This is a genomic window from Rhodococcus sp. NPDC056743 (genome assembly GCF_042790355.1).
Lineage (GTDB): Bacteria > Actinomycetota > Actinomycetes > Mycobacteriales > Mycobacteriaceae > Rhodococcus_F.
This window is the reverse complement of record NZ_JBHTZI010000017.1, coordinates 34,924-55,618: the sequence shown is the minus strand read 5'-3', so window position 1 is coordinate 55,618 and position 20,695 is coordinate 34,924. Positions and strand designations below refer to the sequence as shown.

At 61.8% G+C, this 20,695-nt stretch carries 17 protein-coding genes and 1 tRNA gene; 9 read left to right on the top strand and 9 right to left on the bottom strand.

Annotated elements, in window-relative coordinates:
* Positions 1-10: 10 nt before the first annotated feature.
* Positions 11-1,087, top strand: coding sequence for a phospho-N-acetylmuramoyl-pentapeptide-transferase (mraY, locus tag ACFRFQ_RS29880; protein WP_378665202.1), 1,077 nt, complete (start codon positions 11-13; stop codon positions 1,085-1,087).
* On the opposite strand, the gene ACFRFQ_RS29875 is transcribed toward mraY, so the two are convergent.
* Both ACFRFQ_RS29875 and ACFRFQ_RS29870 read right to left on the bottom strand, forming a co-directional pair.
* Positions 1,084-2,328, bottom strand: a complete 1,245-nt coding sequence (locus tag ACFRFQ_RS29875) for a multidrug effflux MFS transporter (protein WP_378665201.1) — start codon at positions 2,326-2,328, stop codon at positions 1,084-1,086. The genes mraY and ACFRFQ_RS29875 overlap by 4 nt on opposite strands.
* Positions 2,329-2,370: 42 nt before the next feature.
* The gene (locus ACFRFQ_RS29870; RefSeq protein ID WP_378665200.1) at positions 2,371-3,603 is read right to left on the bottom strand and encodes a hypothetical protein; all 1,233 of its coding nucleotides are present in this window, start codon (positions 3,601-3,603) and stop codon (positions 2,371-2,373) included.
* Between the two features lie 254 nt (positions 3,604-3,857).
* Here ACFRFQ_RS29870 and ACFRFQ_RS29865 point away from each other — a divergent pair.
* Positions 3,858-3,931 (top strand) — tRNA-Cys (locus ACFRFQ_RS29865).
* Between the two features lie 573 nt (positions 3,932-4,504).
* On the top strand, positions 4,505-5,377 hold the full coding sequence (locus ACFRFQ_RS29860) for an alpha/beta fold hydrolase (protein ID WP_378665199.1): 873 nt from the start codon (positions 4,505-4,507) through the stop codon (positions 5,375-5,377).
* Here ACFRFQ_RS29860 and ACFRFQ_RS29855 read toward each other — a convergent pair.
* From ACFRFQ_RS29855 to ACFRFQ_RS29840, 4 genes are all read right to left on the bottom strand, one after another.
* Complete coding sequence (locus tag ACFRFQ_RS29855) at positions 5,353-6,738, bottom strand: alpha/beta hydrolase domain-containing protein (protein ID WP_378665198.1); 1,386 nt, start codon at positions 6,736-6,738, stop codon at positions 5,353-5,355. The genes ACFRFQ_RS29860 and ACFRFQ_RS29855 overlap by 25 nt on opposite strands.
* Before the next feature lie 62 nt (positions 6,739-6,800).
* Positions 6,801-7,940 (bottom strand): sulfotransferase family protein, encoded by a 1,140-nt coding sequence (locus tag ACFRFQ_RS29850; protein ID WP_378665197.1) that lies wholly within the window; start codon positions 7,938-7,940, stop codon positions 6,801-6,803.
* Positions 7,941-7,947: 7 nt separating this feature from the next.
* Positions 7,948-8,730, bottom strand: coding sequence for an SDR family oxidoreductase (locus ACFRFQ_RS29845; RefSeq protein WP_378665196.1), 783 nt, complete (start codon positions 8,728-8,730; stop codon positions 7,948-7,950).
* A 3-nt stretch (positions 8,731-8,733) separates the two neighbouring features.
* The gene (locus tag ACFRFQ_RS29840; protein ID WP_378665195.1) at positions 8,734-9,900 is read right to left on the bottom strand and encodes a hypothetical protein; all 1,167 of its coding nucleotides are present in this window, start codon (positions 9,898-9,900) and stop codon (positions 8,734-8,736) included.
* 115 nt (positions 9,901-10,015) lie between these two features.
* Between ACFRFQ_RS29840 and ACFRFQ_RS29835 the strand changes: the two genes are divergently transcribed.
* From ACFRFQ_RS29835 to ACFRFQ_RS29815, 5 genes are all read left to right on the top strand, one after another.
* A complete protein-coding gene (locus ACFRFQ_RS29835) occupies positions 10,016-10,939 on the top strand; it encodes an IclR family transcriptional regulator (protein WP_378665194.1) in 924 nt (307 codons plus the stop codon).
* Positions 10,940-11,032: 93 nt separating this feature from the next.
* Entirely contained in the window at positions 11,033-11,959 is a 927-nt protein-coding gene (cysD, locus tag ACFRFQ_RS29830; RefSeq protein WP_138872731.1) for a sulfate adenylyltransferase subunit CysD, read from the top strand.
* Entirely contained in the window at positions 11,959-13,803 is a 1,845-nt protein-coding gene (gene cysC / locus ACFRFQ_RS29825; RefSeq protein WP_378665193.1) for an adenylyl-sulfate kinase, read from the top strand. The genes cysD and cysC overlap by 1 nt, the downstream gene beginning before the upstream one ends.
* Complete coding sequence (locus ACFRFQ_RS29820; protein WP_378665192.1) at positions 13,800-14,945, top strand: 3'(2'),5'-bisphosphate nucleotidase CysQ; 1,146 nt, start codon at positions 13,800-13,802, stop codon at positions 14,943-14,945. The genes cysC and ACFRFQ_RS29820 overlap by 4 nt, the downstream gene beginning before the upstream one ends.
* Positions 14,942-15,313, top strand: coding sequence for a limonene-1,2-epoxide hydrolase family protein (locus tag ACFRFQ_RS29815; protein ID WP_378665191.1), 372 nt, complete (start codon positions 14,942-14,944; stop codon positions 15,311-15,313). The genes ACFRFQ_RS29820 and ACFRFQ_RS29815 overlap by 4 nt, the downstream gene beginning before the upstream one ends.
* Before the next feature lie 2 nt (positions 15,314-15,315).
* On the opposite strand, the gene ACFRFQ_RS29810 is transcribed toward ACFRFQ_RS29815, so the two are convergent.
* Complete coding sequence (locus ACFRFQ_RS29810) at positions 15,316-15,693, bottom strand: MarR family winged helix-turn-helix transcriptional regulator (protein ID WP_378665190.1); 378 nt, start codon at positions 15,691-15,693, stop codon at positions 15,316-15,318.
* 85 nt (positions 15,694-15,778) lie between these two features.
* Here ACFRFQ_RS29810 and ACFRFQ_RS29805 point away from each other — a divergent pair, with 85 nt between their 5' ends.
* Positions 15,779-17,326, top strand: coding sequence for an MFS transporter (locus tag ACFRFQ_RS29805; protein ID WP_378665189.1), 1,548 nt, complete (start codon positions 15,779-15,781; stop codon positions 17,324-17,326).
* Between the two features lie 91 nt (positions 17,327-17,417).
* Here ACFRFQ_RS29805 and ACFRFQ_RS29800 read toward each other — a convergent pair whose 3' ends face one another.
* Positions 17,418-19,280, bottom strand: coding sequence for an FAD-dependent monooxygenase (locus ACFRFQ_RS29800; RefSeq protein WP_378665188.1), 1,863 nt, complete (start codon positions 19,278-19,280; stop codon positions 17,418-17,420).
* A 2-nt stretch (positions 19,281-19,282) separates the two neighbouring features.
* On the bottom strand, positions 19,283-20,593 hold the full coding sequence (locus ACFRFQ_RS29795; protein ID WP_378665187.1) for an MFS transporter: 1,311 nt from the start codon (positions 20,591-20,593) through the stop codon (positions 19,283-19,285).
* Positions 20,594-20,695 lie beyond the last annotated feature (102 nt).

Below are 20,695 nucleotides of genomic sequence, written 5' to 3'. Positions count from 1 at the left end.
AGTCCTCCGAGTGATTTCAATCCTCGTCGCGGGTGGCGTCTCGTTGTTCGTCGCTCTGTTCTTGACGCCGTTTCTCATCCGGGTGCTGTCCAAACAGGGGCTCGGGCACGAGATCCGCATCGACGGTCCACAGAGCCATCAGGGCAAGCGCGGTACGCCGTCCATGGGTGGTATCGCGATCATCGCGGGAATGTGGGCGGGATATCTGGCTGCGCACGTCATCGGTTTCGGTTCGCGTCTGCCGAGACTGTCCGCGTCGGGATGGTTGGTACTGGCGCTGGCTACGTCGCTGGGCGTTGTCGGCTTCCTCGACGACTTCATCAAGATCCGTAAGAAACGCAACCTCGGATTGAACAAGACCGCAAAGACGGTTGGACAGTTGGCGAGCGCCATCATTTTCGGTGTGCTGTTCCTGCAGTTCTCCAACAGCAAGGGTGTCACGCCCGGCAGCCAATACCTCTCGCACGTTCGCGACATCTCGGTGTTCTCGATGGGAACGATCGGGTTTCTGGTCTTCTTCTGCGTGCTTGTCTTCGCGTGGTCCAACGCCGTCAACTTCACCGACGGTCTGGACGGCCTCGCAGCCGGGTCGATGGGCATGATCCTGGGTACCTACGTTGTCATCGCAGGATGGCAGTACCGGAACTCATGCGTCCTCGATCCCGTTGCCGGGTGCTACGACGTTCGCGACCCACTGGACCTTGCGATAGTTGCCGCCGCGGCGGGTGGTGCGTGCCTCGGGTTCCTGTGGTGGAACGCGGCGCCGGCCCAGATCTTCATGGGCGACACCGGTTCGCTCGCTCTCGGTGGCTTGGTTGTCGGTCTTTCGGTCACCACACACACCGAACTTCTGATGGTCATCATCGGAGCCCTGTTCGTGGCCGAGATCCTGTCGGTGATCATCCAGGTACTGGTGTTCCGATCGTCCGGCCGACGCGTATTCAAGATGGCCCCGATACATCATCACTTCGAGTTGCTCGGTTGGCCGGAGACAGTGGTGATCGCCCGCTTCTGGATTTTCGTGGCCATTTCCTGCGTGATCGGACTGGCGACTTTCTACAGCGAATGGTTTGCGGCTGCCGGTTAAGCCTGCGCTGTGCGGGTTGTCGCGACCAGCGCGATCAGCCCGACGGACACACATGCTGTCATCGTGACGGCAAGAGCAGTGCTGGTGTTACCGAGAAGACCGACAGCCGGGGCGATCGCAGCGCCGACTCCGAACTGGAACGCGCCCAGCATCGCGGCAGCTGTTCCTGCGGCTTCACCATGCCGTGAAAGTGCCAGTGCCGGAGCGTTCGGTAGAACAAATCCCACGGCGCCGAGCATGACCCAGAGTGCGATCACGAATCCGATCAGGCCGCCAAGGTCGAGCGCCGCAACAACGATGACCAAGGCTCCGGAGACAACCGCAGTGACGAGCGCCGACCGGGTGATCTGCTGCGGCGTCCAACGATCCAGCAGACGGACGTTGACCTGCGAAGCGCCGATCAGAGCAATAGCGCCGGCGCTGAACAGCAGTGCAAACTCCTGCTGATTGAGGCCGTACTGATCCTGATAGACAAACGACGCACCGGAGACGTACGCGAACAACGACGCCATACCGACACTGGAGACCAGCGTCAGGACCATGAAGGTGCGATCTCGCAGCAGTGATCCGTACATCTGGAGAACTGATCGCACGCCGCTGGGACGACGCTTCTCGCGGGGCAGAGTCTCCGGAATCCCGAAAGCGCCGATCATGGCCGTGCCCACACCGATCAGGGCAAGAACAACAAAGATCCCGCGCCAATCCAGCGCGACCAACAGTGCGCCGCCGATACTGGGCGCCAGGATCGGTGCAACGCCGAGGACAAGCATCAGACGGCTCATCACAACGGCGACGGTATTGCCGCTGTACAGGTCGCGCACGATCGCCATCGTGACTACAGCGGCAGCAGCGGCACCCATGCCCTGGAACACCCGCAGGATGCCGAGAACAGCGATCGTGGGCGCGAACACGGCCAGCAGCGACGCCACGATGTGCACGCCGATGCCGGCGAGTAAGGGCTTCTTGCGTCCGAGGGTGTCCGAGAGCGGACCGACGAGCAACTGCCCGAGCGCCAGTCCGATCAACGTTCCCGTGATCGTGAGCTGGACCGTCGACGACGAGGTCCCGAGATCGTCGGCGATATCCGGCAACGCCGGCAGGTACATGTCGATCGTGAACGGGCCGAGTGCCGTCATGGATCCGAGAGCGAGGATCTTTCCGATGCTCGGCTTACGTTCAACGGTCGTCGGTGAAGCAGTGTGTTCCACGGGCACAGCGGTGGCGGTCTTCTCGGCAGTCACGAAGCAAGTCAGCACCAGGACGGTCCGATTTGTTCCCTTGCGTCAGGGAAGTGTTCGGAACGACCCGGATCCGACGATCTCGTCATCGGCTTCCACGGTGTAGTTGTACGTCGTGTTGGGGGAGAGGCTCGAGACGATGCTCAGAGTCCGCAGACCGGTTCGGGTTGTGTAGTTGTACACGTAGAACGGACCTTGGGTAGCTGTGACCCTGAATGTAGTTCGACTGGTACCCGCGGGAATGCTGACAGCCAGATTGGCGCCGATCCTCGTCGGAGTGAGCGTGTAGTTCCACACGGCCGGTGGTGGTGTCGTGGTGGTGGTTGTCGTCGTGACCGGGGGTGGGGTTGCTGTGGTCGTCGGCGGCTGTGTTGTCGTCGGCTCAGGAGTAGCGGCGACCGTTGTGGTGGGAACTGTGGTGGAAACTGTGGTGGAAACCTGATTGTTCGGAACATGATCGTCCAGGTGGCGCGCAAGAACTGTGCCGAATGTGCCGGAGAGGTTGTGGCCGAGGCCGGCGGGAGACTCGAGATCCGTCGTAAAGCCTTGTGCCGAATACCAGGCCGACCCCTTCTGGGCGTCGAGTACGGCGTTGTAACCGTCGCTGACATTCGTGCCGTTGTCGGCAGCGCCGGTGTACCAGTGCATGGGAAGGTCTGCGACCAGGCCGCCGGCGAAGGGCTGCGCCGAGACTCGCGGCACGCCGCCGCCGCCGAACACCACAGTGCCGCCGCCGTCGAGCTTGTTCGAGTACTTCGGTAGGAAGAACTGAGTGATGAACTGAGATCCGCCGCTGTAGCCGACGAGCCAGATGTCCTCGGTGTCGATGTTGTAGCCCGCTTCGAGACTGCTGAGCAGGTCGGCGACGAAGTCGGCGTTCGCACTCCCGTTTTCCCACCACGTAATTTCCCCGGCAGAGTCCGGAGTGCGTACCGGGACGGTGATGTAGCCCCGCGAGCGGGCCTGCGCCACGATGCCCGACGGGCCGCCGAGGCTGTACGACGACGTGGGATTGGCAAATTCGTATGCTCCGTCGCCGTGGAACTGCAGTACCAGACCGGCGGCGTGATCCTGCGGGATACCCGCGGCGTACACGTGGTACTTCGACGACAGACCATTCGATGCGGTGAAGGGCTGGAAGGTCCGGTCCGAGTAGGCCATGCCGATGCCGTTGGTGCTCTCGGCCGAGGCGATCGGTGGTGCAACGACGATTGCGACAAGACCCGTCACTGCGGCCAGTGCTGCAGTGGCCAGAGCTGTCAGTCGTGCTCGGGGCATCGGTGCCGCCTTTCGTCTCGGGGGCGTCTCACTTCTCACGACAGACGCCAGGTGAGAAACAGGCGTAACTCACGTCACTCCAGCCCCGAGTGAACCATGCCTGTTCTGGTACGGCACAGTCGGTATTTCTCGAGCGGGTACCCCACCTTCGGAGGCATGTAACCCAGCAAATACCAAGCGATCAGCGAAGTCGCAATCACGTTGATTCAAACTGTGGTGTGGCGGTGATATCGGGGGCAGAGTTACTTCATGACGCGGGTGTGGCCGAGTGGCTAGGCACCGGCCTGCAAAGCCGTTCACGTGGGTTCGAATCCCGCCATCCGCTCCAACGAGAAGCGGGGCCGACAAAAAAGTCGGCCCCGCTTGTTCTCGCCGATCATCCGGCGAGATTTCTGCAACGATCAGCTGTTCACCGGAATGAGCTTCAAAGCCTTCTGGATTGCTGCGAGAACGTCGATGACCGTGCTGAGCGTGCTGATGGAACCCACGAATGTCCTCCGAGTGTTGAAATGCTCGACGTTGTGCCGCGCAGGAGAAAGTTAGCAAGCCTGACAGCTTTTATGGGGTGTTTGCCGCTTTCGGAAGAATGAAATCTGGGTCAACATACAAAAACTGGCCGGACTCCCCGAGGGCCGGCCAGTTTATTGTGAAGCATGGTGATCAGCTGAAGGCGGACACCGCGGTGAAGAAGGCGATAGCGGCAGCACCAAGCTTGAAAACCTTGGTGATGTCATCGAGGGTTACGCCTTCGGGCAATACGTCTTCGACAGACTGCATGTCGTAAGTCCTTACATTTGGGGGAACTGTGGTCCAGTACCGCTGCAAGCAAGATACCTAACGTCACGGTTCTATGTCGGTGGCATGGGTCACGAATGTCAGAAATCGGACATACGATCGTGTCATGACGGCACCAGAGGTGAGAATTCGGACGTACATACGATCTGGTTTGTCCTTCGACGTCCGCGACGAAGGACCGCTCGACGGACCTGTTGTCGTACTACTTCACGGATTCCCGCAGGATTCGACGTCCTGGGATCGGCTGGCACCGATGCTGCACGCTCGTGGCTACCGGACGCTCGCGCCGGATCAGCGTGGATATTCGCCCGGGGCGCGGCCGAAGTGGCGATGGGCGTACCGCGGGTCCGAGCTCGTTGCTGACATAGTTGCGCTCATCGACGCCGCGGGGCTAGGCACAGTACATGTGGTCGGCCACGACTGGGGAGCAGCCGTCGCCTGGCAGATCGCGGCGCAGCGACCGGACATGCTGCGCACTCTGACGGCGGTGTCCGTACCCCATCCGCTTGCATTCGCCCGCGCCATGCTCACGAGCAGTCAGGTAGTGAAGTCCTGGTACATGGCCGCATTTCAGCTTCCGATACTTCCGGAATGGGTGCTGGCTCGAACCTCGCTCGGACACAAAGCACTTGTCGCGAGCGGACAGAAGCCCGATTACGCACAGCGTGACCTGGATGCAATGCGCGCACCCGGTCGTCTCCGCGGAGGTCTCAACTGGTACCGCGCATTGTGGATGGTCAAGCCCGATGGACGTTCGACTCGCATCAGCGTGCCGACCTTGCACATCTGGAGCGACGGAGATTCGGCAATCGGCCCGAATGGTGCCCAGCTCACGCCGAATTTTGTTGACGGCCCGTATCGATTCGAAGTTCTTCGCGGCGTGAGCCATTGGATACCGGACGAGGCTCCGGAAGAACTGGACCGGTTGCTCGCCGAGCACCTGCGGGGTGACCGTTACCGGCCGACGCCGCAGTCCTGAGCGCCGGCGATCAGAATCTCAGCGTCCTCGGGGAGTAGGAAACCGTCGTCGACGGCCCGCGCAGTAGCGTTGGAGAACGCGGTGACGTACTCGTCGTGACTCGGGTAGAGCTGGGCGAGCGCCGCGGCGTCGAAGGCGACGGTTGCGCCGTTCTGAGGCACGTGCACCAGTTCGCCCGTCAGCGTGGCGACCGGGACATCGAGTTGAGGTGTGCGGACACCGCCGGTCGCATTGCCGTGCCGGTCCCGCAGCACCGCATTGTCAGCAGTGTCGATGACGGGCGCTGATGTGGGTGCCGCGCCGCCCGCAGCCCACTGACGCAAGGCGCGCAGGGCGGCGTTCGCGACGTAACGCTGCGGTCCGTCGTTGACGATCGGGAACAGCGCCGCCAGATCCCTGATGTCGGAGAACTGCCGAACATACTGTGGATGAAGGATTTTCAGAGAGTAGGCGTCTGAGTGCGATGTGCCGGCGATCTCCCAAGTTCGGATCATGTCGGTATCGGGTTGGCGGGCGGCCACAAAACTGGTGGGGCCTGGTCCACCGCACAGTTCGAAGAGCTCGGTCTCGGTGATCAGCTGGAACACTGGAACGTCGAGGTCGGTGCGTACACGGGCCGGCGCCGGATCCAGGAGCATCATGCCGTCGGCAAGCGGAGCTCCGATGCCGCCGCGGGCGTGAATGATCAGGCCGTCGAATACCCGGGCGCGGGGATGAACGGCGTTGGCGTACGTCAACATACGGAACCCCGACTGTGACTGCCCGGTCGCGAGCAGTTGCGTCGGAACCAGGCCGCCGAGGGGGTCGACGTCCCCTGGTGTGCGCAGGGCTGCGCCGACCTGGGAAAAGATGTCGTACGAGTACCGGTCGCCGGGATGATCCAATGCGCTGTATCGCTCGGGATCCCAGGTGAGAAGACCCACGACGCCGTCGCCGAGGCCGCTGCCTCCGGTGCTGGTGATTCCGGCAGCCTGCGCGGAGACGCCCACCCACGCATACCCTCTCGTGATCTCCTCGTTCATGTGTCCGAAGTCGACATCGATATCGGTGTTGCCACTGACATTGAGCCACTCGACGACAACGGTTCCGTTGAATCGGCTCGGGTCGGCCGGTGTGCGCACGAGGATCCTGGTGGTGAACGGCGCCGAACTATCTTCCGCGGCAGCCCAATGTCCGTCCGACGACCAGGTACCGTCCTCGCGGTACGACGCCGCGGACCCGCGGACGAAGAACTCACGTTCGGTGTAGCCCTTCGCCGCGAGGTCGAGCGAGGTCGAGGTCCCGGGGAAACCGTTCGATCCACCTTCGATCGGACCACTGAAGGTAACTGCTGATCGGACGGCGTCGGGATTCGCGTACATCTGGGCGATTCTGTCGCATGGCTCGGCGGTCGGACGACATGGCTCCCGATGAGCGGGACGCGTCAGCGCCCCCCGAAACGCTCCTCGACTTGCTCGGCGGTCAGCCCGAACTCTTCCAAGGTGTATTTGTGTGCGGGCTTGCGTGCCCCCGAACGGCTTTCGTCATGCATAGCCTCCATCGACTGCTGTGCGCCGGCGGTCAACGGAAGGTCGAAGTGGGTGTAGATATTCTCGACGGTGGCGAGTGGATCGGCAACAAAATCCTGGTAGTCGACGTCGATGAATTGGGCAGGATCGTGATGGGCCCGCGCCGCGTCGAATTGTTCGAGTCCTCGTGCCCACAATTCGAGTTGGCTCTCTCCGATCACCTTGTCGGTGAACGTATTCGACCACCCCTGCGTGGCTTGCGCGGCAAGGCTGCACACCGACGGAATGATTGTCGTGGGCGATCGGTGCGTCTGAATGATCAGTGCGTCCGGGTATACAGTCATCAGTTCGTCGAGTGCAAACAGGTGGCTGGGATTCTTGAGAACCCACCGGCGATCCTGATCCGGGAGTCCGATCAACTGGAGATTCTTCTTGTGGCGTGCATAGGCATTGGACCATTCCTGGCCTTTCAGCCAATTCGAGTACGTGGGCAGATTGGCCAGACACTCGTACGACACCGACTTGAAGGTCTGCCGGAGCAGTTGCCAGCATTCTTCGACTTCGCCGGCAGACATGTAGTGCACACCCATGAACTCGGGGTGTTCGACGTGGTGTTGGCCGAACGTCTCCTCGATCTTGGCGAACACGGGGTTCGATTCCCAGGTATCGCGTGGCGGGCGAGGCTGCGGAAACTCCGTCAGCCACATCTCGAGACCTTGATGTGCCGGGTCCACCGTCAAGAGTCGGTGCAGCGCAGTAGTTCCGGTGCGAGGCAACCCGGTGACAAAAATCGGGCGTTCGATCTTGACCTCGGCATGCTCAGGATGCTGCTTCCACGCAGACTCACTGAGCAGGCGGGCGACCAAGGCGCCGCGGAGAAAAACGCGAGAGATTTTGCTGCCGAACGGCGTCAGGTCCTCGTCGCGGTCGTACGACTCGAGGAGAACTGACAGGGCTTCGGTGTAATCGTCGACGCCGAAATCGGTGAGCCCCGTCATCTTGGTTGCGGATGCATGAAGATCCTCGACGGTGCCGACATGTGTGCGCTCAGCCATGATGCTCCTAGTGATGGAATTCGCCGCAGTTGACGTCGATACATTGACCGGTGACGGCATTGGCCATCGGTGACGCGAGGAAGATTGCCGCGTCGGCCACTTCGTCGGTGGTGGGGAGGCGCTTCAAGTCGGTATTGGCGGCAGTGTGCTCGTAGATCTGTTCGACGGTCATGCCGAACTTCTCGGCTTGATGGGCGAAGTAGCCCTTGAGGGTGTCGCCCCAGATATATCCGGGTGCAATCGAGTTGACGCGGATTCCCTGCGGACCGAGTTCGGTGGCCAAGGACTGGGACATCGCGAGCAGCGCCGACTTTGCCATCTTGTAGCTGCCGTACCGCTCTTGCGAGTGTCGCAGAACCATCGAGTTGATGTTCACTACCGAGCCGTTCGACTCCGCGAGCGGCGCTGTGAAGAGTTGTGTCAGGCGAAGTGCACCGAGAACAGTGAGTTCGATGCTGTCGCGGATGTGCTGATAGTCGGTGCGGGCCAGCGGCTTCATCGACGGTACGGAGAAGGCGTTGTTGATCAGCGTGTCGACTTTGCCGTAGGCGGACAGGGATTCGGCCACCAGGTTTTCGGCGGACGCCTGATCGGTGATGTCGGTGGCAACAGTGACAGCGCGTCCACCGGCGTCGACTATCTCCTTGGCAACGTCGTCCAATCGGGACTGTGTGCGCGCTGCGAGAACAAGATTCGCACCGGCCGACGCGCAGCGTAGTGCCAGTGCGCGGCCCAGTGCGGGGCCGACACCGGAAATGACAACTACTCGGTCTTTCAGCAATTCGGTCATCTGTTACCCCAGCATTCGATTGTCGATGGCGGCCTGGCGGGCGGCGATTCGCTCTGCCCAGTTGTCGGCGGTGATGGCATTGGTGTCGAAATGCGGCAGATGTTTCGGAATATCCTCAACGGCAACAATTTCGACGGTCGGCCCGTCCTCGGGCGTCAGTTCACGCGAGACCCGCTGCCAACGGAACTGAAGAATGCCGCGCGGATGCCCGACGGTTTCGACCCAGTTGGTGACGCCGGGATTCTTCTCGCTCACCACCATTCGGATCATGCCGTCCGGATCCACCTGAGCCTGACCGTTGTTGAGTGACGTCTGGTGATTGATGTAGTCGAGCGAGATGTACCACAGGCTACCGAGTTGAAAGCCCTGGTACGGCGCATCCGAGGCTGGAACGGTGATGATCATGGCCTGATCGTCGGTAAGTTCGTAATGCCCGACCGAGGAGTACTGCGTGGCGAGACCACCTGGGGTCAGCCGAGGCTCGGTCATCGTGTTGACCGGGAGCTTCATGTAGAACCATTCCGGGAACTGAAGCCACGTCTTGACCCGGGTGACCAGAGCCTTCCCGGCCCGCGCGAAACGCTTCTCGGTTTCCTCGGCGGTGAGCGGCGCGGGCGCCGTGCCGATCGAATCCGTCCGCTCGATCCGGATGACTCCGCGTTCCTGGCTCCAGTCGCTGTAGACCTCTCGCGCGACGAGCTGCGACGATCCCGGTGCGAGGGTGTAGTAGTTGGCGCGGCCGTCGGCCGGTCCGGGGCCGAACCACACGACAAAACTGCCGTCGTCTGCGATCTCGAGTTCACGGTCGTCGAACGCTATCTCACTGCCCGGGACATTCGAGTTGGTGTAGTTGCCGCTCAGGACCTGGAAGCTGAGATCGGCTGTGGTGCCGCGCTTTCCCGTGACCTTGTACTCCTGGTCGTCGTTGATGCGCGCACCGAAGTACATCGTGTCGGGGTTGTCGAGCCCCATCTTTGTGAACGGCCCGGTTCCCTGGATGAAACTGGGGTGGGTTCTCTCGACGGCCCACGCTGCGTGCATTGTCGCGATGATTCCGCCCGCCAGGTATTGGTACCCCTCGAGGAGATCCTGTTCGGATCTGATGTGTGGCGCGGTCTCGATGAGTTTCTCGGCCTCGGCGATGGCCTGGGCAAACGGGTCCGTCAGCACGCTGGCTCCTCACAGTTCCGGCAGTCTTGCCGGCCCAGAGCGTCGTGGTACAAATATGTACCTATGGGGTAGATCTTGGTATTCTGACAATAGAACGCGTTCTAGGGAGTGGTCAATGGGTGAGCTCGAGAAGTCCCGTTCGGCGGGACGTCAGTCTCCACCCACCGAACGCGTCGTGCAGGTTCTCGACTACCTGGTGGCGCGCCCCGACCAGCGTTTCGGGTTGTCCGAACTTGCCAGGACACTCGAGATCAGTAAGCCGACCGCGCTGGGAATCCTGACGGTGTTGGCGGACCGTGGGTATCTCACGCGGGACGACGCCGTGAAAACGTACGGTCTGGGGCCGGCGCTGATTGCGGCGGGTCGAGCGGCTCAGCGCGGATTCGCTGTCGGGCCTATCGCCCGGGCTCATCTCGAGAAACTGAGCGCCGAATTCGATACGACGTGTACGGCGTCGGCGGTAGTCGGTGATCGGATCAGTGTTCTCGAAGTCACCGGGCCGGAAGGCATACGGAAAGCGGCGAGGGTCGGTCAGGTGTATCCGTTCGCTCCGCCGGTCGGATTGATGTACGTGCTCTGGGGAAGTGATCACGATCTCGAGAGTTGGTTGGCGCGAGAACCGAGCCTGCCGGTGCGCCTCGATCGGGATCGGTTGTGGACCGTGGTGCGCGACTGTCGCGACTCCGGGTATCTCGTCGAGAGTCTCGACCCGATCGGTCAGCGCCTGCACACGTTGATGGCCGGTGTTGTGACACATGATCTTCCGTCCGAGGTGCGGGAATTGCTCGGCGAAATGGTGTCGAGTCTGGGGGAGCGCGTGTATCTCGGGCGCGACATCAGTTCGGACGACGAGCATCCGGTTTCGTTGATTGCGGCTCCCACCTACGACGCCGAAGGCCATCAGGCGTTGGTGTTGACGCTGTATGTGGGCGGTTCGGTCACGGGTTCCGAGATCGAGCGACGCGCTACGGCATTGGTGGCCGCTGCCGATGCCGTAACTGCTGAGGTGGGCGGACGGGCTCCGGTTCGCAGTCATTGACCTCTAGGTAGAACGAGTTCTATTCTGTGAGTGCGTTCGTTCTCGAACCAGTCCGGTACAAAAATGTACCGACGCCGAGTAGGAGCTGAAGCGATGTCCGCACTCCAGGCCCCACCCGCCTATGAACTGTCCCATCTACGGGCGCTCGAGGCTGAGGCAGTCCATGTGTTCCGGGAAGTTGCCGCGACTTTCGAAAAGCCGGTACTCCTGTTTTCCGGCGGCAAGGATTCCGTGGTGATGCTCCACGTCGCGGCCAAGGCTTTCTGGCCGGCACCGTTGCCGTTTGCCGTCATGCATGTCGATACCGGCCACAACTTCGACGAAGTGATCGAGTTTCGCGATCGAACCGTTGAGCGGTTCGGCTTGCGAATGGTGGTCGCCAGCGTGCAGGACGATATCGACGCAGGCCGTGTCTCGGAAGAGACCGGCGTCGGGGCGAGTCGTAACCGCCTGCAAACTCACGCACTTCTCCGCGGAATTCGGGACGGAAAGTTCGACGCCGTATTCGGGGGAGCCCGCCGGGACGAAGAGAAGGCGAGAGCAAAAGAACGGGTCTTCAGTTTCCGGGACGAATTCGGCCAATGGGATCCCAAGATGCAGCGACCGGAACTGTGGAATCTGTACAACGGCAAACACCGTAAGGGCGAACACATTCGGATCTTCCCGCTCTCCAACTGGACCGAACTCGACATCTGGCAATACATCGAAAGCGAGATGATCGACCTTCCCGGCATCTACTATGCCCATCGGCGTGAGGTGGTGCCGCGCGACGGAATGCTGTTGGCGCGCACACGGTTCCTCGAACTGCAGCCAGGAGAAGAATCTTACGAAGCGCTGGTGCGGTTCCGTACCGTCGGCGACGCCACCTGCACCGGTTGTGTGGAGTCGTCGGCCGAAACGGTCGCTGCCGTCGTAGAAGAAGTAGCCGCGAGCCGGATCACGGAGCGCGGAGCCACCCGTGCCGACGACCGAATCTCCGAGGCGGGCATGGAAGATCGAAAGAAAGAGGGGTACTTCTGATGCCGCAACTCCTCCGAGTCGCGACCGCGGGCAGTGTCGACGACGGAAAGTCGACGCTCATCGGCCGATTGCTCTACGACTCCAAATCGATCTTCGAAGATCAACTCGAAGCCGTCGAGCGCAGCAGTCGTGAACGCGGCGACGAGTACGCCAACCTCGCGTTGCTCACCGACGGGTTGCGGGCGGAGCGTGAGCAGGGCATCACAATCGATGTGGCGCACCGATACTTTGCCACTCCGCATCGCAAGTTCATCATCGCCGATACGCCCGGGCACGAGCAGTACACCCGCAACATGGTGACCGGTGCGTCTACGGCCGACCTCGCCCTCATCCTGGTCGACGCACGCAAAGGTGTGCTCGAACAAACGCGCCGGCATGCCTTCCTGTCAACACTTCTCGGGATTCCTCACCTCGTTCTGTGCGTGAACAAGATGGACCTGGTGGGCTGGTCGCAGGATCGGTTCGAGGAGATCAAGGAAGAGTTTCGGCAGTTCGCCATCAAGCTCGATGTTCATGATCTGTCCTTCATTCCCGTGTCGGCGCTGTTGGGGGACAACATCGTTGCGCGCACCGAGAACATGTCCTGGTACGACGGGCCGTCGCTGCTGCACCATCTCGAGCAGGTGCACATCGCGTCGGATCGCAATCTCATCGATGCGCGGTTCCCGGTGCAGTACGTCATCCGTCCTCAGCAGCAAACCGATGCAGATCTTCATGACTTCCGCGGATACGCCGGGACGGTCGCCAGCGGAGTCTTCAAACCCGGCGACGAAGTAGTCGTTCTCCCTTCAGGTTTCACGTCGACGGTGAAGGCCGTTCACGGACCGGGCGGAACTGCGATCGCGGAAGCGTTCGCGCCGTCCGCCGTGTGCATCGAACTGAGCGAGCACCTCGACGTCAGTCGCGGAGATCAATTGTGCCGGATCAACAACCGGCCGCAGGTGGGGCAAGAGATCGACGCGATGATCTGTTGGCTCACCGACCAATCGACGTTGTCCGAGAACAACCGGTACTCGTTGCTGCACACCACTCGCTCGACCAAGGCGCAAATTGTGCGCCTCGACTACCGTCTCGATGTCAATACTCTGCACCGCGACGATAGCGCGGAGGCGCTTTCTCTCAACGAAATCGGGCGCATCGCGATCAAGACGCAGCAGCCGTTGATGTTCGATCCCTACCGTCGCAATCGTGTCACCGGCAGCTTCATTCTGGTGGACGAGACCACCGGAAATACCGTCGCGGCGGGAATGATCAACGGGCCGACACTCAAGGATTCCCACGTCGTCTGGCACAGTTCCGAAGTCTCGCGGGAAGAGCGTGCGACCGCGGGCGCCACAGTGTGGCTCACCGGACTCTCGGCATCCGGTAAATCCACGATTGCAGTGGAACTCGAACGCAGACTTGTCGCTGCAGGCACTCCGGCTTACCGGTTGGACGGTGACAACCTGCGGCACGGACTCAATGCCGATTTGGGATTCAGTGCCGAGGATCGGGCTGAGAACGTGAGACGAGTTGGCTCGGTGGCGCAATTGTTCGCCGATTCCGGTGCAGTAGCCGTGGCCTGCCTGATCAGTCCGTATCGCGAGGACCGCGACCGCGTCCGTGCTGCTCACGAAGCGGCGGGACTGCGCTTTGTCGAGGTGTACGTGGATACCCCGATCGAGCAGTGTGAAGCCCGCGATCCCAAAGGCATGTACGCCAAGGCCAGAGCCGGGGAAATCAAGGGCTTCACCGGAGTCGACGATCCCTACGAAGCTCCCGAACGCGCCGAACTGGTAATTCGACCCGAAGACGGAACGCCTGCCGAACTGGCGCAGCGAATTATGGAAGTCTTGGCCAGGTGAGCGAACCTACGCATAGCCGAGTTGCAGACGCCGAATTGGCGGCCGATCTGGCGGAAGCGGCCGGAGCGATTCTCCTCGGTATTCGGGCCGAGGGGCTCGGCGTCAGCGACGGAAGGGAATTGGGCCGACGCGGGGACAAGGCAGCCGACGCCTACATCCTCGAGCAGTTGGCCCAGGCCCGTCCCGGTGACGCCGTCCTGTCCGAAGAATCCGCCGACGATCGCACCAGACTCGAAGCATCGCGGGTGTGGATCATCGACCCTCTCGACGGATCCAAGGAATACGGAATGCCTGATCGTTCGGATTGGGCCGTACACGTTGCTCTCTGGGAGCGGGGACACGGCATCACTGCGGCGGCGGTGTCGCAGCCTGCGCTCGGACAGGTTTATTCGAGTAACGACGCCGGGTTGGATGCACCGGCAAACCACCCCCTTCGCATTGTTGTCAGCGGTTCCCGTCCGCCGGCATTCACGGACGGCGTGGCAGCTGAACTCGATGCAGACGTTCTCTACATGGGATCGGCCGGAGCGAAGGCGATGGCCGTCGTACGCGGTGACGTCGACGCTTATCTGCACGCCGGTGGGCAGTGGGAATGGGATTCGGCAGCGCCCGTCGGAGTCGCCCAGTCGGCGGGATTGCACTGCAGCCGTATCGACGGTTCGCCGTTGTCGTACAACGAATCCCATCCGTATCTGCCCGACCTCGTGATCTGCCGACCCGAGTTGGCCGAGTCGATCCTGCGCGCAATTGCCACGCACTCGGACGTGGTAGCCGTCAGTGGACGCGTCGCCATGGCGCGCGAGTACGTGAACGCGTTGCTCAGCCACGACGCAACGAAGGTCCGTTTTGCCGCCGACGCGTGGCGCGTCGAGAACGGTCAACGAACCGGCGACACGGGCGCTTTCATCAGTAACGAACTCGAACAGGGGCAGCAGTACCGCGGAATTGTCGCGATACGTGAACTTGCACTGCGTGAGTGGGGTGAGAGCGTTGTGGCGCGGTATCTGTTGGACCTCGGAACGCCAGGACAACAACCGGCAACCACCGTGTTCGTCACCGAGTACTTCGCGATACCGGCCGGCGAGATCGAGAGCATCATGGCAATTATCGAACCCCACCCGAAAGAGGCTGACACACAATGACACCCGATACGTTGGTTACCGAATTCTGCAAAGAGTGGGCCGACGCGGACATCGCGAGAATCGTCGACTACTTCACCGATGACATCGTCTACCACAACATTCCGATGGAACCCGTGGTCGGGCGCGAGGCCGTCCGGGCGTTCATCGAGCAGTTTGTCGGTGCCTTCGGCAACATCGACTATCAGGTCAAACGTCAGGTCGCGAACGGCTCTGTGGTCATGAACGAGCGCGTCGACGTCTTCGCCATCAACGGCGCTGAGGTCGCGCTACCGGTCATGGGTGTGTTCGAGATCCGTGACGGGAAGATCAGCGCCTGGCGCGACTACTTCGACATGGCGCCCATCAACGCGGCGGTCGGGCAGGCCTGATTCTACTGCTCACGTAGGTGTGAATTCAGTACTGCCAGTTGTATTTTGCTGGCATCCTCGTGGATTTCGCGACCCTTGTCGGTGACATCGATGAAGACTCCGCGCCGGTCGGCTTCGCACAGTGCTCGCTGAACGAGGCCGGCCTTCTCCAAACGTGCAACGCTGCGGGAGAGCGCGCTGGGGCTCAGGTACATCTCCGAAGCCAGATCTTGCATGCGTGGACGATCGCACGTGGCATCCATCAAGCGGTCGAGAGCTTCGAAATCGCTCATGCTCAGCCCATGTGCCGATTGCATCTGCCGATCGAGTTCGCACGCAATGTCGTTGTAACTGCTCGACAGCGAGCGCCACGTGCTGCGTAGTTCGGATTCCGACGTCACGACCGCATTCTAGTTGAAGACACTATTACTTGCAACTGCATTAAATGCTTGTGCATTAAGTGCATGTGCATCTATTCTCGCTGACGTGACTTGCACTGACTCGACACTGAAACCATTCGATTCGCCGGAATCCCCGGCTTCTACGGAATCCCCGGCTTCTATGGGATCCACGGACCCGGCCACAGGGGAGGGCTGGTCTCCCAAGCTGTGGGGCATCCTTGCGGTGCTCTGCCTCGTGTTGTTCCTCGACGGTCTCGATGTGTCGATGGTGGGCGTCGCTCTACCGTCCATCGGCAATGAACTGGGCCTGTCCACTACCTCGCTGCAGTGGATCATCAACGGTTACGTCCTCGGATTCGGCGGACTGCTGCTCCTGGGCGGGCGCACCGCGGACCTCCTCGGACGTCGGAAAGTCTTCTTGATCGCGCTCACAGTGTTCGCAATCGCTTCGCTGGTCGGTGGCCTCGTCGACAACGGAACACTGCTGATCGCATCACGATTCGTGAAGGGACTGGCCGCCGCCTTCACTGCTCCGACCGCAATGTCCATCCTCACCACGACGTTCAAAGAGGGTCCGGCCCGCAACCGGGCGCTGTCGGTGTTCTCGGTATTCGGTGCCAGTGGTTACTCGTCCGGCCTGATTCTCGGTGGGCTGTTGACGAGCGCCGGTTGGCGATTCACGTTCCTGATGCCGGTTCCGTTTGCCGTCATCGCACTGATCGGTGGGTACTTCCTCATTCCGCGGGACCGTCGCGCGGACAACGGGGGACACGACCTGGTCGGTGCCGTCACCCTGGTGACGGGAATGCTGCTCACGGTCTACACGATGGTCTCGGCACCGGCCCGTGGGTGGGCGCACCCGATGACGCTGGGATCCTTTGCCGTGGCAGCGGTGTTGTTGGCGACGTTCTTCTTCGTGGAGAAGAAGGTGGCGCATCCGCTTGTGCGCCTTGGACTTCTGCGTGTCGGAACCATCGTTCGTGCGAATCTGGCCATCATCGCGCTCTTCGGGTCCTACCTGAGCTTCCAGTTCATGATGACGATCTTCCTGCAGTCCGCTCTCGGCTGGTCGCCCCTGAAGATGGCGATGGCCCTGCTCCCGGCCGGCATCATCGTCGCCTTCGGGTCACCGTTTGTCGGACGATTGGTCGACCTGTACGGCAGTGCCAAGCTCATCATCGCCGCACTGACGTCGCTGAGCGTCGGGTACCTCTGGTTCCTGTTTGCCGGGAGTGATTCACCGTCGTACGTCGTGGCGATTCTGCCGAGCGTCATCCTGCTCGGGCTCGGATTTGCGTTGGGCTACACCTCGATCATGGCTCAGGCCACGTCCGGTGTCGACGATTCGGAGCAAGGTCTGGCCTCGGGTCTGGTGAACACGTCGGCTCAGGTCGGTGCGGCCCTGGTGCTTGCCCTGACTACTGCCCTGGTGACCGCCGGATCGCATACCGCGACCGGTGCCGGAACCGCTGGGTTCGAGCAGTTCCATCCCGGACTGATCCTGGTGACCGGCGTAGCGCTGGTGGGCTTGGCTATCACCGTCTCGCCGCTGATGCGTGGAAGATCGGCGCGTGCAGGGAGCGCCGAAGCGGAGGACGAGTTGACGCCCGTCCCCTCGACAACAACCGTCTGACCGGAGCGCAAAAAAGTTCAGCCGCGCAGGAGAATTCCTGCGCGGCTGAACTGGTGTCGTTTGTGACTACCGTGAAGCGGACCCAACAGCGCTAACGCGAAGCGGACCCAACAGCACTGTCGAAGTCCGCAGTGCTCGCCTGTGAACCGAGGACCAGGGCCAGGCGTACCAACAGGCCTTCACGATCAGCCGGATCGGCCTGATCGAGTGCGTTGGAGAGTGCTAACCACACGTGCTCACGGCGGGCTTCGTCGCCGTTCCCCGCAGCGATCACGGACACTGCCGCGTCGAAGTGCGTCGGCGCGGTGCCCGCGGACAGATGCTTGGTCACATCGCTCAACTGCGCGGGATCGTTGATCCGGCACAGTACCAAGCCGTCGGGGCGGATCACGAAGATCTCGCCGACGCGAGCGCCGACGGCAGACGCGAGGTCACCGCGAGCATCGTCGATCGTGGCGTCGGCGCAGCCCACCGTGATCACCCGCACGGTTTCCGGCGCAAGTGCGCGGGCGAGCGCATCGGCTTGCGTGTCGAGTTCGGATACAAGTTCGGCCGACAGGCCGAAGGCCAGTAGTCCGAATCCCGTTCCGCGCAGTCGATTCAAGGAGGTTGCCGAACCGTCCGCGGAGACCTCGACGATCCTGTCCTCGAGTGGATCGCCGGGCAGTACGCCCTCGGTGCCCGGAGCGGTTGGCCACGTCAGCGGTGACAGGTGTGCATGCGTTGCGCTCGACTGACGCGGATTGATCAGGTGCGCGAATTCGCTTCGGGTGGTGGCAAGTTCGAGCACGGCGTCGCGGGTGGTTCGGTGTCCGTGGCTGCCCGGGGACATGATGAGCGTCGACTTGCCTGCATTGTCGACGTTCTGCTGCCACGCGCTGCGACGTTCGGTCGAGTACGCGTCGAGGATGGCGGTATCGGATGCTCCGTTGATGACGGAGGCCAGCTGCCACACCAGTGTTTCGGCGTCTTCCATACCGGAGTTGAGGCCACGAACACCGAAGATCGGAACGAGATGCGCTGCGTCGCCGGCAAACAAGACGCGACCGTGAGTGAAATCCTCGAGGGCCAGTGCATGAGCGCGGTAGAAGCCGAACCACTCGAGCGTCCACGGGATGTCGCTCTGCAGCCATTCGAGGTGGCGCGTGATGCGGTCACGGATGCGATCTTCCTGCGTCTCGGCTTTGGGATCGTCCGACGCGTCGAGTTGGTAGTCGATGCGCCAGATGTCACGCGGCTGGCGGTGCATGATGATCGTGGATCCCGGGTTGCTCGGCGCGTCGAACCACACCAGGCGCTCGGCCGGGAGTTCCGATTCCCAATGGATGTCCGCGATGACGTAGTTGCCCTCGTAGCTGTTGCCCTGCAGGCGGATGCCGCTGAGTTCGCGCATCTTGCTGCGGCCACCGTCAGCGGCGACGACCCAGGCGGCACGCAGTTCGCGAGTTCCGAATGCGGTGTCGACAGTCAAGGTCACCTCGTCGTCGGCGGCTGTGATGCCCGCGATCGACGATGACCAGTGGAAGTTCACGAGGGGGTGAGCGAGCAGCTTGTCGGTCATGATCTGCTCGAACTCGGATTGCGACACGTTGACCATGGGGCCACGCGCATCGTGATCGGCGGACGCCATGCGGAAGTGCAGCACTTCCTGGTCGCGGTAGTAGCTCCGGCCGCCCACCCACGGCAGAACGATGTCTTCGAGTTCGGCGCCGAAGCCGAGACGCTCGGCAACTTCGAGGCTGTGGCGGGAGACGCAGATCGCGCGGCTGCCGAACGAGACCTGATCTGCCGCTTCGAGAATTGTGACGGGAATGCCGCGCTGGGCCAAGCCCATGGCAACGCCCATGCCGACGGGGCCGGCGCCGACGATCACTACCGGAAGCGCGTCGGCCGACGGAGAGAGGGACGCAAAATCCTCGGGAGCGTACTTCTTCGGATGAAAGTAAGTCGACATGATCACGAGGCTTTCTGTGCGGCAGAAGGTTCGGGAAGCAGCAGGATCGAGACGAGGCTGATCACTGCGATTCCCACGAAGTAGACGGTGATGGCAAGCGAGGTGCCGAAACCGGCAAAGAGTGCGGTAGCGATCATCGGGGCGAGGCCGCCGCCGAGGATGGCGCCGATCTGGTAACCGAGCGACGCGCCGCTGTAGCGGATGTGGGCGGGGAACAGTTCGGCGAACAGCGCGGACTGTGGGCCGGCGCAGCAACCGAGGGTGAAGCCCAGGCCGATCATGGCAAACAGCATCGCCGGAATGATCGCGGTGTCCATGAGCGGGAAGAACGCTGCCGCGGCGACTACCAACGCGATGGAGCTACGGATGTAGACGGTTCGGCGGCCGATGGAGTCGGACTTGTGCGCGCTGAATGCCATTCCGGCCATCCAGAAGGGGCAGGACGCGATGAGCAGGAACAGCATCGTCGTCTTGCTGAATCCGAGTTCCTTCTCGCCGTACTTGAGGACGTACACCATGTACGCGTACGCAATTCCGTTGGTGGCGATGAAGGTTCCGCCGGCGAGTAGCACCGTCTTCCAGTGCTTCGTCAGAACCTCGAGGATCGGCAGTGTCTCGGCGGGAGCATCGTCCTTGGAGGCGGTGAACTCGTCACTTTCCTCGAGTCCGAGTCGAATCCACATTGCTACGCCCACCAGAACTGCGCTGAGCAGGAACGGAATTCGCCAACCCCACGAGTTGAAAGTGCTGTCGTCCATGAAGGCGGCCAGTGGCAGGTACACGAGGTTGGCCATCAGAACACCGGCCGGAACGCCGATCTGCGGCGCAGCGCCGTACAGACCCTTTTTGCCTTCTGGTGCATTTTCGGTCGCAACCAGAACTGCTCCACCCCATTCGCCGCCGACGCCGAGTCCCTGGATGAATCGGAACGTCACGAGGAGGATGGGTGCGAAGACGCCGATCGAGTCGTAGTTCGGCAGCAGGCCGATGGCAACGGTCGCGCCGCCCATCAGCAGGAGCGACAGCACGAGCATGGACTTGCGTCCGATGCGGTCGCCGAAATGGCCCATCACGATTCCGCCGATGGGGCGCGCGATGAAGCCGACCGCGAGTGTCGCGAATGCTGCCAAGGTTCCGGCGAGCTCGGACGTGCCGGGGAAGAACTGGGTGCCGAGTACGAGCGCCGCAGCGGTGCCGTAGATGAAGAAGTCGTACCACTCGATGGCGGTGCCGACAAAGCTGCCGAGGGCGGCTTTGCGCGCTTTGGCGCTCGCGGCAGCGCGCACCGTTGGCGGCGTGGCGGTGGAGGTCATGAATTGCCTTTCGACATGAATATCGCTTGAAGACACAATGACGCGCGCCACAACACTTGAAAAGCTAAAGAATTGGAGGTTCTTCCACGGAAAAATGATGGA

What these genes read in the sequence shown, in the direction of transcription:
- ACFRFQ_RS29870 (WP_378665200.1), bottom strand. Translation starts at nt 3,603, where the DNA reads ATGCCCCGAGCACGACTGACAGCTCTGGCCACTGCAGCACTGGCCGCA.
- ACFRFQ_RS29860 (WP_378665199.1), top strand. Translation starts at nt 4,505, where the DNA reads ATGACGGCACCAGAGGTGAGAATTCGGACGTACATACGATCTGGTTTG.
- ACFRFQ_RS29855 (WP_378665198.1), bottom strand. Translation starts at nt 6,738, where the DNA reads ATGTACGCGAATCCCGACGCCGTCCGATCAGCAGTTACCTTCAGTGGT.
- ACFRFQ_RS29850 (WP_378665197.1), bottom strand. Translation starts at nt 7,940, where the DNA reads ATGGCTGAGCGCACACATGTCGGCACCGTCGAGGATCTTCATGCATCC.
- ACFRFQ_RS29845 (WP_378665196.1), bottom strand. Translation starts at nt 8,730, where the DNA reads ATGACCGAATTGCTGAAAGACCGAGTAGTTGTCATTTCCGGTGTCGGC.
- ACFRFQ_RS29835 (WP_378665194.1), top strand. Translation starts at nt 10,016, where the DNA reads ATGGGTGAGCTCGAGAAGTCCCGTTCGGCGGGACGTCAGTCTCCACCC.
- cysD (WP_138872731.1), top strand. Translation starts at nt 11,033, where the DNA reads ATGTCCGCACTCCAGGCCCCACCCGCCTATGAACTGTCCCATCTACGG.
- cysC (WP_378665193.1), top strand. Translation starts at nt 11,959, where the DNA reads ATGCCGCAACTCCTCCGAGTCGCGACCGCGGGCAGTGTCGACGACGGA.
- ACFRFQ_RS29815 (WP_378665191.1), top strand. Translation starts at nt 14,942, where the DNA reads ATGACACCCGATACGTTGGTTACCGAATTCTGCAAAGAGTGGGCCGAC.
- ACFRFQ_RS29800 (WP_378665188.1), bottom strand. Translation starts at nt 19,280, where the DNA reads ATGTCGACTTACTTTCATCCGAAGAAGTACGCTCCCGAGGATTTTGCG.
- ACFRFQ_RS29795 (WP_378665187.1), bottom strand. Translation starts at nt 20,593, where the DNA reads ATGACCTCCACCGCCACGCCGCCAACGGTGCGCGCTGCCGCGAGCGCC.